Origin of the sequence: Bradyrhizobium sp. B117, from assembly GCF_038969555.1 — a bacterium.
Taxonomy (GTDB): domain Bacteria; phylum Pseudomonadota; class Alphaproteobacteria; order Rhizobiales; family Xanthobacteraceae; genus Bradyrhizobium.
In genome coordinates this window covers 8,923,669-8,937,573 of record NZ_CP152414.1, presented here as the reverse complement: position 1 = coordinate 8,937,573, position 13,905 = coordinate 8,923,669, and the positions used below count along the sequence as shown (strand labels likewise).

11 protein-coding genes are annotated in these 13,905 nt (G+C 64.7%); 9 read left to right on the top strand and 2 right to left on the bottom strand.

What is annotated here, in order from left to right:
* Positions 1-229: 229 nt before the first annotated feature.
* The 7 genes from AAFG16_RS42495 to AAFG16_RS42465 all read left to right on the top strand — a co-directional run bounded on the left by AAFG16_RS42495 (position 230) and on the right by AAFG16_RS42465 (position 9,017).
* Positions 230-2,566: an EAL domain-containing protein gene (locus AAFG16_RS42495; RefSeq protein ID WP_342734902.1), complete on the top strand. Its 2,337-nt coding sequence runs from the start codon at positions 230-232 to the stop codon at positions 2,564-2,566.
* 178 nt (positions 2,567-2,744) lie between these two features.
* On the top strand, positions 2,745-3,476 hold the full coding sequence (locus AAFG16_RS42490; protein WP_342734900.1) for a hypothetical protein: 732 nt from the start codon (positions 2,745-2,747) through the stop codon (positions 3,474-3,476).
* A 280-nt stretch (positions 3,477-3,756) separates the two neighbouring features.
* Positions 3,757-4,245: a peptidoglycan-associated lipoprotein Pal gene (gene pal / locus AAFG16_RS42485; RefSeq protein WP_283082138.1), complete on the top strand. Its 489-nt coding sequence runs from the start codon at positions 3,757-3,759 to the stop codon at positions 4,243-4,245.
* A gap of 185 nt (positions 4,246-4,430) precedes the next feature.
* Positions 4,431-5,507: a tol-pal system protein YbgF gene (gene ybgF / locus AAFG16_RS42480; RefSeq protein ID WP_342734898.1), complete on the top strand. Its 1,077-nt coding sequence runs from the start codon at positions 4,431-4,433 to the stop codon at positions 5,505-5,507.
* A gap of 64 nt (positions 5,508-5,571) precedes the next feature.
* Positions 5,572-6,642 carry a tRNA lysidine(34) synthetase TilS gene (tilS, locus tag AAFG16_RS42475; protein WP_342734896.1) on the top strand — a complete coding sequence of 357 codons (1,071 nt, stop codon included), beginning with the start codon at positions 5,572-5,574 and terminating at the stop codon, positions 6,640-6,642.
* 294 nt (positions 6,643-6,936) lie between these two features.
* The gene (gene ftsH, locus AAFG16_RS42470) at positions 6,937-8,859 is read left to right on the top strand and encodes an ATP-dependent zinc metalloprotease FtsH (protein WP_283082135.1); all 1,923 of its coding nucleotides are present in this window, start codon (positions 6,937-6,939) and stop codon (positions 8,857-8,859) included.
* 14 nt (positions 8,860-8,873) lie between these two features.
* Complete coding sequence (locus tag AAFG16_RS42465) at positions 8,874-9,017, top strand: hypothetical protein (RefSeq protein ID WP_342734893.1); 144 nt, start codon at positions 8,874-8,876, stop codon at positions 9,015-9,017.
* Positions 9,018-9,139: 122 nt separating this feature from the next.
* Here AAFG16_RS42465 and AAFG16_RS42460 read toward each other — a convergent pair whose 3' ends face one another.
* Positions 9,140-9,997, bottom strand: coding sequence for an alpha/beta hydrolase (locus AAFG16_RS42460; protein ID WP_342734891.1), 858 nt, complete (start codon positions 9,995-9,997; stop codon positions 9,140-9,142).
* A gap of 254 nt (positions 9,998-10,251) precedes the next feature.
* On the opposite strand from AAFG16_RS42460, the gene AAFG16_RS42455 reads away from it, so the two are divergent.
* Both AAFG16_RS42455 and AAFG16_RS42450 read left to right on the top strand, forming a co-directional pair.
* Positions 10,252-11,457, top strand: a complete 1,206-nt coding sequence (locus AAFG16_RS42455; RefSeq protein WP_342734889.1) for an ABC transporter substrate-binding protein — start codon at positions 10,252-10,254, stop codon at positions 11,455-11,457.
* Positions 11,458-11,633: 176 nt separating this feature from the next.
* Entirely contained in the window at positions 11,634-11,951 is a 318-nt protein-coding gene (locus tag AAFG16_RS42450) for a BA14K family protein (RefSeq protein WP_342734887.1), read from the top strand.
* 336 nt (positions 11,952-12,287) lie between these two features.
* On the opposite strand, the gene AAFG16_RS42445 is transcribed toward AAFG16_RS42450, so the two are convergent.
* Positions 12,288-13,772, bottom strand: a complete 1,485-nt coding sequence (locus AAFG16_RS42445; RefSeq protein ID WP_342734885.1) for a hypothetical protein — start codon at positions 13,770-13,772, stop codon at positions 12,288-12,290.
* Between the last annotated feature and the right edge of the window lie 133 nt (positions 13,773-13,905).

Here is a 13,905-nt window from a genome sequence, read left to right as displayed (position 1 = left end):
CAGACGCGCGATGTTTTCGAAAAAAAGCACCGATTTTTTCGCGTCCCCCGCGCAGCCGCAAGTGTTCCTTTACCTTGTGCCCGGCAAGGCTTGCCTAGCTAATTGATATATAAGCGGAAATAGATTCGTTATTGCCGAAAAACAACTCGACTTTAACGATGTTCCCTCAGAAAGACTTCATCTGGTCTGGGTAAAAGTACGCGTCAAACAGGACGCGCGTACAAACCAGATGCAGTTCGCAAGCCAGACCGGAGAACCCGATCGGGGACAGGCCGCGCCGAAGGCGTCGACCGCGCAGATCGATTCTCTCTTCGAGGCCCCCGGTCCGCTGCTCGCCGGAATCATCTTCGTGGCCATCGGAGCGGCCATCACTGCATTGAGAACCGGGCAGCTCCTGACGTGGGCAACCCTGGGCCTGATCATACTGGCCGGAGCGATCCGCCTGTTTGATCTGTGGCGATTCCTGCCTCGCAAATCGAGCCTGACCCCCGAAGAAGCTGCGCTTTGGCAGAAGCGCTATCTGGTCGGCGCGGTGATCCAGGCTGCCGCGATCGGAACGTGGTGCTCCCTCGCTCTGGTGAGCACCGACGACGCCGTCGTCCACATGATCGCGCTGTCCATCACCACCGGGATTGTCGGCGGGGGTGCGGGGAGGGCTTACGGCCGTCCGTCGATCTACCATCTGCAGGCCGCGCTCATGTTCGCGCCGGCGGTCGTGGCGCTGGCATGGCACGCCACGCCCTACTACGTGGCGATGTCGATCGTGAGCGCCGCGTTCCTGCTGGCGATCATGCAGCTCTCCGCCAATCTGCACAAAATCTTCATGCGGGCGGTCGTGGCGCGCGAGCGCGAGGCGGCGCTCGCCGGCCAATTCGACACCGCGCTGAACAACATGCCGCACGGCCTGTGCATGTTCGGCGTCGACAGGCAGCTCGCGGTGATGAATCACCGGTTCGGCGAAATGCTGGACCTGCCCGACACGCTCGTGCGCAGCGGCGTCAGCGCGCGCGATATCGTGGCGGCATGCGTCTCCTCCGGCTCCATCTCGGCTGCAAGCGGCGAGTCGATCGTTGCCGAGATCGAGAGTTCGCGGGCGAAGGAGATCGTGACCGTCGATCCCGACGCGCAGAGAAACCGATCGTTGGCCTGGACCGTGCAGCCGATGGCCGATGGGGGCGCGGTGGTGCTGCTCGAGGACGTCACCGAGCGGCGCAACGCCGAGGCCAAGATCACCCATCTTGCCCGCTACGACGAGCTGACGGCGCTTCCCAACCGCGTCCATTTCCGCAACGAGATCGAGTGCCTGCTGGCGGCCTCGCATTCGGCCGAGCGGCTGTCGGCGCTGCTGTTCATCGATCTCGACCAGTTCAAGCAGGTCAACGACACGCTCGGTCATCCCTGCGGCGACCAGCTGCTCTGCGCGGTCGCCAATCGTCTGCGCGAGATGCTGCGTCCGGAGGATTTCGTCGCGCGCTTCGGCGGCGACGAGTTCGTCGTGTTCCAGCAGAACCTCACTGCGCCGGAGGATGCCGCAGCGCTCGCGCGCCGCATCGTCGAACGCCTGAGCGAGCGCTACCGCATCGACAATCATCTGGTCGAGATCGGCGCGAGCGTCGGCATCGCGCTGACCTCGCCGGAGGGAGTCAGCGCCGATACGCTGCTGAAGAACGCCGACATGGCGCTCTACCGCGCCAAGGCCGACGGCCGCGGCACCTTCTGCTTCTTCCGCGACGAGATGGCGGCCACCGTCGAGGCGCGCCGCATCCTCGAGCTCGACCTGCGCAAGGCGCTCGCCAACGAGGAGTTCGAGCTGTTCTACCAGCCGCTCGTCAATCTCAAATCCGGCAAGATCACCACCTGCGAGGCGCTGCTGCGCTGGAATCATCCAGTGCGCGGCACGGTCTCGCCGGTCGACATCATCCCGGTCGCCGAGGACATGGGGCTGATCGTCGATCTCGGCCGCTGGATCCTGCGCCGCGCCTGCATGGAATGCATGAAGTGGCCGGATGGCGTCAGCGTCGCCGTCAACTTCTCGCCGCAGCAATTCCACCAGCGCGACGTGCTGAGCGAGATCCGCTATGCGCTGGAGGTCTCAGGCCTGCCGGCGCATCGCCTCGAGATCGAGATCACCGAGTCCTCGCTGCTGCGCAACACCCAGCTCACCCACGACATCCTGTCGCAATTGCATGCGCTCGGCGTGCGCATCTCGCTCGATGATTTCGGCACCGGCTATTCCAGCCTCAGCTATCTGCACAATTTCCCGATGCAGAAGGTCAAGATCGACCGCTCCTTCCTGGAAGGGATCGACACCGACCGTCCGCTGACGCTGTTGCGCGGCGTGGCGCGGCTGTCCGCCGACCTCGGCATGGCGGTGGTGGTCGAGGGCATCGAGACCAACGAGCAGCTCGAGCTGATCAGCGCCGACGGCACCGTCTCCGAAGGGCAGGGCTACCTGTTCAGTCGGCCCGTGCCGGCGATCCGGATTCGTCAGCTGCTCGACGCCTCGCATGGCCGCCGCATCGCGGACGCCCAGGTCATCGCGATCTCCTCGCGCTACTTCGCCTAGCGGCGCGCACGCAGCCCTCCTGTTTTCTCCTGTATTTCCAGTATGTTTCTGGCACGTCACCGGAGTCTTGCGGGCCTGAAAGTTAACCGTAAAGGCCCTAATCCTTTGCAATTTTATTAAGGACTCATTAATCTTCCCCTGCACTCGCGGAAGTTGCTTGCAGTGTCGGGAGTACCAGATGAAGTCAGGAGCCGAACCGCGAGCACCGCAGGACATGCGGGGGGCCGGGCTGTTCGACCGCGTCGACTACCGTCTCATCGAGACTCCCGAGGAACGAGATGCCGTCTATGAGATGCGCTACCGGGCCTATCTGCACGGCGGATTGATCTCGCCGTCGGACTCTCACCGGATCGTCGACGTCTACGACGAATCGCCCAATGCCTGGATCTTCGGCATCTATCTCGACGGCGAACTCTGCAGCTCTCTTCGCCTTCACGTCCTGACGTCTGAGCAGCCGATGTCCTACACATCCGAATTGTTCGGCGACGTTCTTCACCCTCGTCTCGATCGCGGCGAGGTTTTCGTCGATCCGGCGCGGTTTGCCGCGGACCCGGAAAAGAGCCAGCGGTTTCACGAGCTGCCCTATCTGACGCTGCGGCTGGCCTATCTGGCCTGCGATCATTTCAAGGCCGATCTCGGGCTCGCGATGGTGCGCACGGACCACCAGGCGTTTTATCGACGCGTCTTCCTGCACGAGACCCTCACCGAGCCGCGGCCGTTTCCGGGCTGGCATTCGCGCCAGGTGGTCCTGATGGCCTCGGATTTCGCCAAGCTCCGCGAGCGGGTCCTGACCCGCTTTCCGATCATGCGCTCGAGCGCTTTCGAGCGCCGGATGCTGTTCGATCGTGCCAGCCAGCGCCAGGCCGTGTCCCGGCCGATGCTCGTTTCAGCGCCGCTCAGCCCGGCTTGAGTCGTGTCCCCGGGCTGATGGGGGTTTCTCACGGGCATTCCGTGGCCGCTTAGCCTCTCCTGTCCAAAATTCCAGCAAAACCCGGCATTTTGCGCCCCGGCGCGACTTGCCTTCACCCTCGCGCCACATTTACAACCCATTAACTATGACGGGTGCTTTTCGCGGGTTGGGGGCATTTGACCGTGTGAGGCAAGGTTCCGTCAAGGTTGACGGAACGTTCGCTTAACCAACCCCCTGTAGACCGGACAGCAGTGGACGAACGTGAGCGTGGAGGCTCCGAATGAACTATCCTATGCGTATCCTCCAGGGATTGAAGCTGGCCGCAGTGGTGGTAATCGCGCTGTCGATGGGCGCCTGCGCCAAGCAGAACGGGGGCCTGGATGCAAATGCGAGCGCGGCGACGCCCGGCAGTCAGCAGGACTTCGTCGTCAATGTCGGCGACCGCGTGTTCTTCGAGAGCGACCAGACCGATCTGACCCCCCAGGCGATCGTGACCCTGGAGAAGCAGGCGCAGTGGCTGCAGACCTATCCGCGCTACTCCTTCACCATCGAGGGCCATGCCGACGAGCGCGGCACCCGCGAATACAACATCGCCCTCGGCGCCCGCCGCGCCCAGTCGGTGCGCTCGTTCCTCGCCTCGCGCGGCATCGATCCGAACCGCATGCGCACGATCTCCTACGGCAAGGAGCGGCCCGTCGCCGTCTGTAACGACATCTCCTGCTGGTCGCAGAACCGGCGCGCCGTCACCGTGCTGAACGCGAGCTCGTAGCGACCAGTCAGCTGCCGTTCAGCTTCGGAATTGGATGATCCGGCGCCCTCACGGGCGCCGGTTTCGTTTCAGCGATCTGTGACCGAAACCCCTTTGTAGCAGTCACATTTTTGGCGTACTCCACTTCAATGTGTGGCGCGTCGAGGTTCCGTCGCAGGCCATTTCGCTTTCGTCGTCAGGGCAAGATGTCATCCAGATTTAAGGTCTTTACCGGCACCGCGGCGATCGCCGCGCTGCTCTCCTTGTGCTCGCCCGTGGTCTTGAGCTCGCCTGTTTTGGCGCAGTCCATTCTGGCGCAGTCGGATGATGATCCCGAGATGCGGATCGAGCGGCTCGAGAACCAGCTGCGCCAGCTCACCGGCCAGAACGAAGAGCTGCAATATCGCAACCGCCAGCTCGAAGAGCGCCTGCGCGCGCTCGAGGGCGGCGCGCAAGCCGCCCCCGGACAGGTGCCCAATGTCGCGGCGATGCCGCCGGCTCAGGTCGCGCCGCCCTACCGCCAGCAGCAGCCGCAACAGCAACCGGCCCAGCCGGGCTACGAGCAGCCCCAGACCGCCTCTCCCGCGCCGATCGTTCAGGAGCAGCCGGCGCCCGGCGCCCCCGGCACGCGCCGCCGCGGCGATGCCTTCGACCCGAGCCAGAGCCCGAATGCGCCCGGCGCGCCGCGCGCGCTCGGCGGTGGCCAGCAGCCGATGCCGGCAACCGGCCAGGTCGGTGCCCCCGGCGGCCGCAACGCCGGCGAGCCGATCGATCTCGCCAACACCAGCCCGCGCTACCAGCAAGGCGTGCCGCCGGCAGCACAGCCCGGCTATCCCCCGGCGCAACAGGGCTATCCCGCGCCATCAGGCGGCGCCGGCCTGACGACGCTGCCGCCCTCGGCAACGCCGCGCGACGAGTTCGACCTCGGCATCGGCTACATGCAGCGCAAGGACTACGCGCTCGCCGAGCAGACCATGAAGAACTTTGCGCAGAAACATCCGAACGACCCGCTGCTCGGCGACGCGCAATATTGGCTCGGCGAAAGCTACTACCAGCGCCAGCAATATCGCGACTCCGCGGAGGCCTTCCTCGCCGTCACCACCAAATACGACAAATCGGCCAAGGCGCCCGATGCGCTGCTGCGGCTCGGCCAGTCGCTGGCGGCGCTGAAGGAGAAGGAAGCCGCCTGCGCCGCCTTCGGCGAGGTCGGCCGTAAATATCCGCGCGCCTCGGCCGGCGTCAAAGCCGCGGTCGATCGCGAGCAGAAGCGGGTGAAGTGCTGATCCGCTGACAAAGCCGACGGCGTTGCGCTAAACAGTCGATCCATCCGCGGACGATTGCAGCGTCATGTCAGACGACGACAATTCACCGATCTCGGCGCGCGAGGCGAAGCAGCTCTTCGCCGGGCTGAAAAGCGCACCCGCGCTGGTGCTCGCGGTCTCCGGCGGCCCTGATTCCGTCGCGCTGATGTGGCTTGCGGCGCGCTGGCAGCGCAGTTTTTCGCGCGCTCCGCGCCTCCTTGTCGTCACCGTCGATCATGGCCTGCGCCCGGAAGCCGCGCGTGAGGCGCGCGAGGTCAAGCGGCTCGCGGCCGAGCTCGGCCTGCCGCACCGGACCCTGCGCTGGCGCGGCGAAAAGCCGAGGACGGGGCTGCCCGCGGCGGCGCGCGAGGCCCGCTACCGCCTCCTCGCAGAGGCCGCGCGCAAGGCCGGCGCGAGCCATGTGCTGACCGCCCACACCCGTGACGACCAGGCCGAGACCCTGCTGATGCGGATGCTGCGCGGCAGCGGATTGGCCGGACTGTCGGCGATGGCGCGTCTGTCGATGCGCGACGGCATCGTGCTGGCCCGTCCGCTGCTCGACGTCCCGAAGTCGCAGCTGATCGCGACGTTGCGGCGGGCGAAGATCGGCTTCGCCGACGATCCCACCAACCGCGATGCGAATTTCACCCGGCCGCGGCTGCGCGCGCTGCTGCCGCAGCTCGCCGCCGAGGGCGGCGATGCCCGCAGCCTGGCGCGGCTTGCAGGCAGGCTCGCCCGCGCCAATGCGGCGGTCGAGGTGCTGGCCGACGGCGCCGAGCGCTTCCTTCGCCTGCGGGATCGCGGCGATGCGTCGCAGGCCCCTCGCCGAAGCTTCGAGGCTTCGGCCTTTGCCCTGCTTCCGGAGGAAGTCCGGCTGCGGCTCCTGCTGCGGGCCATCGACGCCCTCGGCCATGAAGGGCCGGCGGAACTCGGCAAGGTGGAAACCCTCCTGGCGGCGCTCGATCGGGCCATCGCCACCGATCGGCCGGCAAACCCCCGTGCACCCGCAAATGGCCGTGCGATCCTGAAGCAAACCCTTGCGGGAGCCTTGATCAGCCTTGCCGGGGGGCGTATCCACATCGCGCCGGCGCCGGCTCGGCGATCCAAGGGCGGATGACAGCGAATCATGACACCGGCCGTTTCCCGCCGTACCGCGTCAGGACACCTTAACCAGGCAGGAAAAACCCCGGCCAGCTCGCCATTATTTCAGCGGGAATCGCTCTAAGATGGGATAAATAGTCCCATCTCGTTCCCTTGGCAGCGACGGGGGCGGCACCTAAATTGTATACGTCTAACGATGGGGATTCCTTGGGGATTTCCTCGCATTGCCCACGGTAACTGGGCCAGATAAATGGGCAATTAGCTCCCGAAGGATCAGGGCCGCGATCCGCGCGACCACGAAGGAAGATCGATGAACGCCAATCTGCGCAATTTCGCCCTCTGGGTCATCATTGTCTTGCTGCTATTGGCGTTGTTCACGCTCTTCCAGAATCCGGGTCAGCGCGCCTCCTCGCAGGACATCGCCTTCTCCCAGCTGCTGAGCGAAGTTGATCGCGGCAATGTGCGCGACGTCGTGATCCAGGGGCCGGAGATCCACGGCACCTTCACCAATGGCTCAAGCTTCCAGACCTATGCGCCGAACGATCCGACGCTGGTGAAGCGCCTCTATGACAGCAAGGTCCAGATCACCGCGAAGCCGCCCGGCGACAACGTGCCGTGGTTCGTCTCGCTGCTGGTCTCCTGGCTGCCCTTCATCGCGCTGATCGGTGTCTGGATATTCCTGTCGCGGCAGATGCAGGGCGGCGCCGGCAAGGCGATGGGCTTTGGCAAGTCGCGCGCCAAAATGCTGACCGAAGCGCATGGCCGCGTCACCTTCGAGGACGTCGCCGGCGTCGACGAGGCCAAGCAGGACCTCCAGGAGATCGTCGAATTCCTGCGCGATCCCGGCAAATTCCAGCGCCTCGGCGGCCGTATTCCGCGCGGCGTGCTGCTGGTTGGCCCTCCCGGCACCGGTAAGACCCTGATCGCGCGTGCGGTCGCGGGCGAAGCCAATGTGCCGTTCTTCACCATTTCGGGTTCGGACTTCGTCGAAATGTTCGTCGGCGTCGGCGCCAGCCGCGTCCGCGACATGTTCGAGCAGGCCAAGAAGAACGCGCCCTGCATCATCTTCATCGACGAAATCGACGCGGTCGGTCGTCACCGTGGCGCCGGTCTCGGCGGCGGCAATGACGAGCGCGAGCAGACGCTGAACCAGCTGCTGGTCGAGATGGACGGCTTCGAGGCCAACGAAGGCGTGATCCTGATCGCCGCCACCAACCGCCCCGACGTACTCGATCCCGCGCTGCTGCGTCCGGGCCGCTTCGACCGTCAGGTCGTGGTGCCCAATCCCGACGTCGTCGGCCGCGAGCAGATCCTCAAGGTTCACGTTCGCAAGGTGCCGCTGGCGCCCGATATCAACCTCAAGACCATCGCGCGCGGCACCCCGGGCTTCTCCGGCGCCGACCTGATGAACCTCGTCAACGAGGCCGCCTTGACCGCCGCCCGCCGTAACAAGCGCATGGTGACCCAGGCCGAGTTCGAGGAGGCAAAAGACAAGGTGATGATGGGCGCCGAGCGCAAGTCGCTCGTCATGACCGAGGAAGAGAAGCTGCTCACGGCCTATCACGAGGGCGGCCACGCCATCGTCGGCCTCAACGTGCCGGCGACCGATCCGATCCACAAGGCGACCATCATCCCGCGCGGCCGTGCGCTCGGCATGGTCATGCAGCTTCCCGAACGCGACAAGCTGTCGATGTCGCTGGAGCAGATGACCTCGCGCCTTGCCATCATGATGGGCGGCCGCGTCGCCGAAGAGCTGATCTTCGGCCGCGAGAAGGTCACCTCGGGTGCCGCCTCCGACATCGAGCAGGCCACGCGCCTTGCCCGCATGATGGTGACGCGCTGGGGCCTGTCCGAAGAGCTCGGCACCGTCTCCTATGGCGAGAACCAGGACGAGGTGTTCCTGGGCATGTCGGTGTCGCGCACGCAGAACGCGTCCGAGGCCACCGTCCAGAAGATCGATTCCGAGATCAAGCGCCTGGTCGAGGAAGGCTACAAGGAAGCGACCCGCATCCTCACCGAGAAGCACGCCGACCTCGAAGCGCTGGCTAAGGGCCTGCTCGAGTTCGAGACGCTGACCGGCGACGAGATCGTCGACCTGCTCAAGGGCAAGAAGCCGAACCGCGAGTCCGTGCTCGAGCCGACCACGCCGCGCGCCTCCGCCGTGCCCCCGGCCGGCAAGTCGCGCCCGCGCCCCGATCCGGATCCCGGCCTGGAGCCGCAGCCGCAGGCCTGATCGCGGAGCGGCAGATGAAATCGAAAAACGCGGCGGAAACGCCGCGTTTTTTTGTTGGCCTCGTCATTGCGAGCGCAGCGAAGCAATCCAGAGTCTTTCCGCAGGGGCAGTCTGGATTGCTTCGCTGCGCTCGCAATGACGATGTGGATGCAATTTAGCTCCAACGATGCGGCACCGATCTCGTAGGGTGGGCAAAGGCGCGTAGCGCCGTGCCCACCATCTCTCCGCGGTCCCGATAGAGGTGGTGGGCACGCTTGCGCTTTGCCCACCCTACGGCATCTCACTTCGGTGCTGCATCTCGGCGCTGGAGAAACCGCAGCACATCGTCATTGAACTGCTCGGGATCCTGCAGGAACGAGAAGTGACTGACCTCCGGCTGGATCAAGAGGCCGGCCCCCGGAATGTTCGCCGCCATGAACTCGGTGTTCTCGCGCTTGATCGCCTCGTCGTGGTCGCCGTCGACGATCCAGGTCGGGACCTTGATCGCCGCGAGGTCCGAGGCCGTCCATTTCGGCTGGTTCTCCCACATTTTCGTAATCTCCGCGACGAAGCTCTTGTACTCCGTCGGCGTCGGCGAGAGGCGCTTGTACTCCTCGCCGGCCCGCGCGATGTAGGCGTTGAAGACCTCGCTCGAAGCGATGTCCGCAACGCCTGACGGATCCGAGTTCGCCGCGAAGGCGAACAGCCTGCTCACCCGCTCCGGATGCTTCATGGCGATGTCGAGGCCGATGATCGCGCCGTCGCTCCAGCCGACGATCACGGCCTTCTTGATCTTCAGGTGGTCGAGCAGGGCGACCACGTCCGAGGCCATCAGATCGTAGCCGTAGGCCTCCTGGTTGCGGCTGCTGCGCCCATGCCCCCGGCTGTCCATGACGATGACCTGATAGCGGCCTTGCAGCGCGCGGACCTGGTGGCCCCAGTAATTGGCGTTGGCGAGGCCGCCGTGCAGCAGGACCACGGGCTCGCCGCGGCCGAACATGGCGTACCAGATCTTCACTCCGTTGACGGGTGCGAAGCCGCTCTGCGCCGCCTTCGGCAATGTCGGCGTCGGCGGCAGGTTCAGCCATCGCGGCGCCGCATGCGCCGCGCTGAGCGAGATCGTGACGAGAAGCGCGGCGAAGAGATTGCGAAGCAGCATGATGATTATTCCTGTTAGCGATCGGTCGTAGGGTGGGCAAAGGCGCGCTTGCGCCGTGCCCGCCATCTTTCAGTTACCGCAAAGAAGTGGTGGGCACGCTTCCGCCTTCGCTCTTCGAGCTACGGCGAGACAAGTCGCTTTGCCCCCTACGATCGCCGTCACTTATAATGATTGGAGTTCGCCGCAATGTCATGGCATGCTCCCTTCAAATAAAGGTGCGGCACCATCGCACCAACAAAGGGGAGGGGAAGCCGATGCGCTTTGCGAGGGCATTGGGCGCGCTTGGCGCCGTTTCAATTGCAACATTGCCCGCAGCTTCGGTCGCCGCCGAGATGCGTGGCGTCACCGCAACCGAAATCAGGATCGGCCAGACCATGCCCTATAGTGGGCCGGTGTCGGCCTTCGGCGCGCTCGGCAAGGGCGAGGTCGGCTATTTCAAGATGCTGAACGAGAAGGGCGGCATCAACGGCCGCAAGGTCAACCTGATCTCGCTCGACGACAGCTATGCGCCGCCGAAATCGGTCGAGCAGACGCGCCGACTGGTCGAGAGCGACGAGGTCGCACTGATCTTCTCCTCGATCGGCACCGCCCACAACACGGCGATCGCAAAGTATCTGCAGTCCAAGAACGTGCCGCAGCTGTTCATCGGCTCCGGCGCCTCGAAATTCGCCGACATCGCGCAATATCCGCAGGCGACGATGGGCGTGCAGGCGCCGTTCCGCTACGAGGCGCGGCTCTATGCCCGCTATGCGCTGACGAAGAATCCGAACGCGAAATTTGCCGTGATCTCGCAGAACGACGATTACGGCCGCGACTATCTCGCCGGCCTCAAGGACGTGCTCGGCGAGAAATACGATGTTGTCGTCACCAACGCGACCTACGAGATCCAGGATCCGACCATCGATTCCCAGATCGTGAAATTGAAAGCGTCAGGCGCCGACGTGTTCGTGATCGCGGCAACGCCGAAATTCGCCGCGCAAGCGATCCGAAAGTCCTTCGAAATCGGCTGGCGTCCGATGACGTTCCTCTCCAACGTCGCGGTGTGGGTCTCGACGGTGATGGAGCCCGCAGGGTTAGAGGCAGGCACCGGCATTCTCTCCACGGCTTACGTGAAGGACCCCGACGATCCCGCCTGGAAGGACGATCCCGGCGTGAAAGGCTGGCGCGAGTTCATGACCAAATATGTGCCCGAGGCCGATCAGCACGACACCAACTACGTCAATTCCTACAACAGCGCGATGGCGCTGGAGGCGGTGCTGAAGGCCTGCGGCGACGACCTCTCGACCGAGAACATCCTGAAGCAGGCCTATGCGATCCGCGATCTCGAGCTGCCGATGCTGCTGCCCGGCATCAAGGTCAACACCAGCCCGACCGACCACGTCCCGGTCGACCAGATGCAGTTCATGCGCTTCAACGGCAAGAGCTGGGAGCGCTTTGGCGAGCTGCAGACGGGGAATTGATTCCCGTCGTTGCGAGCTTGCCGCATTGCATAAGCAAACGACTCTTTCTGTGTTTGAACGGTCAGATCGCGCCTGGTTGCGAATCTGGAGCGCGGCGAGCTTGTCCTACACACCGTGTCGATCCACTTCCCATCGCACCGGCCGCACGCTGCACCGGCCAATGATGGAGATCGACTATGACTGGACTGAAAATCCTCGCTGCCGTGGCTGTGCTGTCGGCCCTGACTGCAACCACCGCCTACGCGCAATCCGGTTTTGCGAGCAGCCATCCGGATACGTACGAAGCGGAGAACCCCAATCGCAATCTGAACGGCACGCTGACGCCGGCGGGCCGGCGTGGCCTCGAATTGCCGGACGGCGCAGCAGGCGTGGGCAACGTCCTGGCGCGCGCCGACGGTGCTACGTTGCGTTCGTGCGCCGAGCGCTTCCGGTCGTTCGATCCGGCGACGGGGACCTATCTCGGTTTCGACGGCAACCGCCATCCCTGCAGGTAACAGGACCAGCTGAGTGCTCCGACGAAGGTGTGTCCCTCCCCTTGCGGGGAGGGCTATCGCATATGGCCAAAGAACTTGGGGCACTGAAGCTCCCACAGCGTCATGACCGGGCTAAACACTTGGCCCGGCCATCCACGCCTCGCCGAATGGCACAAAGAACGTGGATGCCCGGGCCTTCGCCTCGCCGAAGCGGCTTCGGCCGCGCAGGCGGGACAAGCCCGGGCATGACGTTCTCTGGTGAATGTTCATTGCCCTCGCACTTGCGGGGGACGGCCAGGGGGAGTGCTAGCTCGGGAAGAGGTGCTACGTGTTGATGATGCACCTCAAGCCGTGTCCTCACTTCGGTGGCGCCGCCCCTCCCGCATTCTCCCGCACATGGACCACCGCGATGTCGTCCGCATAGATGCGCTTCCAGCCCTTGAGCTGGTCGAGGATCTCCGGGCCCGGAGCATCGGCGACCAGGATCGTCGCGTCGATCTTGTATTCATCCAGCAGGCGCGGCAGCAGCGCGGGCTTCTTGCCTTCCGTTGCCTTGAAGAAGTCCATGACGAATTTCTCGCCATAGAGCTCGGCGCGGCCGTCGACGTAAACCGGGATGCCGCGCGAGATCAGATAGCCGCCGAACTGATAGGCGTTGAAGATGCGCTTGGCGCCGAGCTTCTCGATCAGGTCCGCTGCCGCAACCGGCGTCTGCGTCATCGTGAAGGTAAAGCGATGGTGGCCCATGTAGAGCGCGGTCGTGGTCCAGCTCGCGGCCACGATCATCAGCGCGCCAAGCGCGGTGACATAGCGGGCCGGCCAGTGGTCTACGCCGACGGTCTCAAGCTGAGGACGCGGGAACATCTCGCCGAGCGGTTTTGCCAGCACCAGCGGCACCAGGAAGGCGAAAGCCTCGATGCTCCGGACATGGCTCAGCGCGCTCCAGGTCAGGAACAGGATCAGGAAGATCCTTGGCGCCGAGAGCACGAGGCCGCGATAATAACCGAGCGCGATCAGGCCGAGCAGGGCGCCTTCGAACGCGGTGAACGTCGCAAAGTTCGCCGGCATCCATTCGAAGATCAGCGTGAGCAGCTCGCCGAGGCTGAGAATGTTGGTCGCGCCCATCAGCGTGCGCCAGCCATAGGGCGTGCAGCAGCTCGCGATCAGCGCGGCGATGCCGAACAGCACCCAGCGCATGAACAGCGAAAGCCGCTGTCCTTTCTCGGCATGCTCGACCGCTTCGAGCGAGATCGGGCCGATCAGCGCGAGGCCCAGCACGAAGCCGCCATGCAGATTGGCCCACAGCGCCATCAGCGGCAGCCAGGTCCATGACGGTGCGGTTCTGCGGTCGGCAGCGGCCATCAACAGGCCGACCCAGGCCACCATGACCGGCAGCGCCAGGATGTGCGGCCGCGCCAGCACGTGATGGATCGACAGCATCAGCGCCAGCATCGCGAACAGCACCGCGCGCGGCGCTACGATCTGCGCGTCGAGCAGATGGACGAAGATGGCGACCGTGAGCGCCATCCCGATCGCGGTCAGCATCACCGGCCCGGCCCAGTCCCATTGCGCATAGGAGAAGGCGAACAGGACCTGCGACAGCCACGACGTCGAGACCCACGGCGCTCCGGTCCGCGTGAAGGAATAGAAGTCGGTGTACGGCACCGCGCCGTGATCGAGGATCCATTGCCCGATCTTGATCTGCCAGAACGAGTCGGAGTCCTGAAGCAGCGTGTCGCCGACATAGAGGAAGAACAGGTAGGCGCCGGCACCGGCGCACAGCGGCACCAGCGCGCGCGCGCGGCTCTGCACCGCGATGCTGTTGGCGAAGGAAAGGGACATGCCGCCTCGTCGTCCTGCTTGTTCTTGTCGGCTCGAGCATGATGAGCGATTTATCCCATCGCGCGTCAGGCGGCATTGGAGCACGGCCTGTCATAACTTCGGGTAAACCTGCAAGGCCGGCTTCGCTGCGAAT

Excerpts from the sequence above, each read along its gene's own strand:
- AAFG16_RS42495 (WP_342734902.1), top strand. The coding sequence starts at position 230 with ATGCAGTTCGCAAGCCAGACCGGAGAACCCGATCGGGGACAGGCCGCG.
- AAFG16_RS42490 (WP_342734900.1), top strand. The coding sequence starts at position 2,745 with ATGAAGTCAGGAGCCGAACCGCGAGCACCGCAGGACATGCGGGGGGCC.
- pal (WP_283082138.1), top strand. The coding sequence starts at position 3,757 with ATGAACTATCCTATGCGTATCCTCCAGGGATTGAAGCTGGCCGCAGTG.
- ybgF (WP_342734898.1), top strand. The coding sequence starts at position 4,431 with ATGTCATCCAGATTTAAGGTCTTTACCGGCACCGCGGCGATCGCCGCG.
- tilS (WP_342734896.1), top strand. The coding sequence starts at position 5,572 with ATGTCAGACGACGACAATTCACCGATCTCGGCGCGCGAGGCGAAGCAG.
- ftsH (WP_283082135.1), top strand. The coding sequence starts at position 6,937 with ATGAACGCCAATCTGCGCAATTTCGCCCTCTGGGTCATCATTGTCTTG.
- AAFG16_RS42465 (WP_342734893.1), top strand. The coding sequence starts at position 8,874 with ATGAAATCGAAAAACGCGGCGGAAACGCCGCGTTTTTTTGTTGGCCTC.
- AAFG16_RS42460 (WP_342734891.1), bottom strand. The coding sequence starts at position 9,997 with ATGCTGCTTCGCAATCTCTTCGCCGCGCTTCTCGTCACGATCTCGCTC.
- AAFG16_RS42455 (WP_342734889.1), top strand. The coding sequence starts at position 10,252 with ATGCGCTTTGCGAGGGCATTGGGCGCGCTTGGCGCCGTTTCAATTGCA.
- AAFG16_RS42450 (WP_342734887.1), top strand. The coding sequence starts at position 11,634 with ATGACTGGACTGAAAATCCTCGCTGCCGTGGCTGTGCTGTCGGCCCTG.
- AAFG16_RS42445 (WP_342734885.1), bottom strand. The coding sequence starts at position 13,772 with ATGTCCCTTTCCTTCGCCAACAGCATCGCGGTGCAGAGCCGCGCGCGC.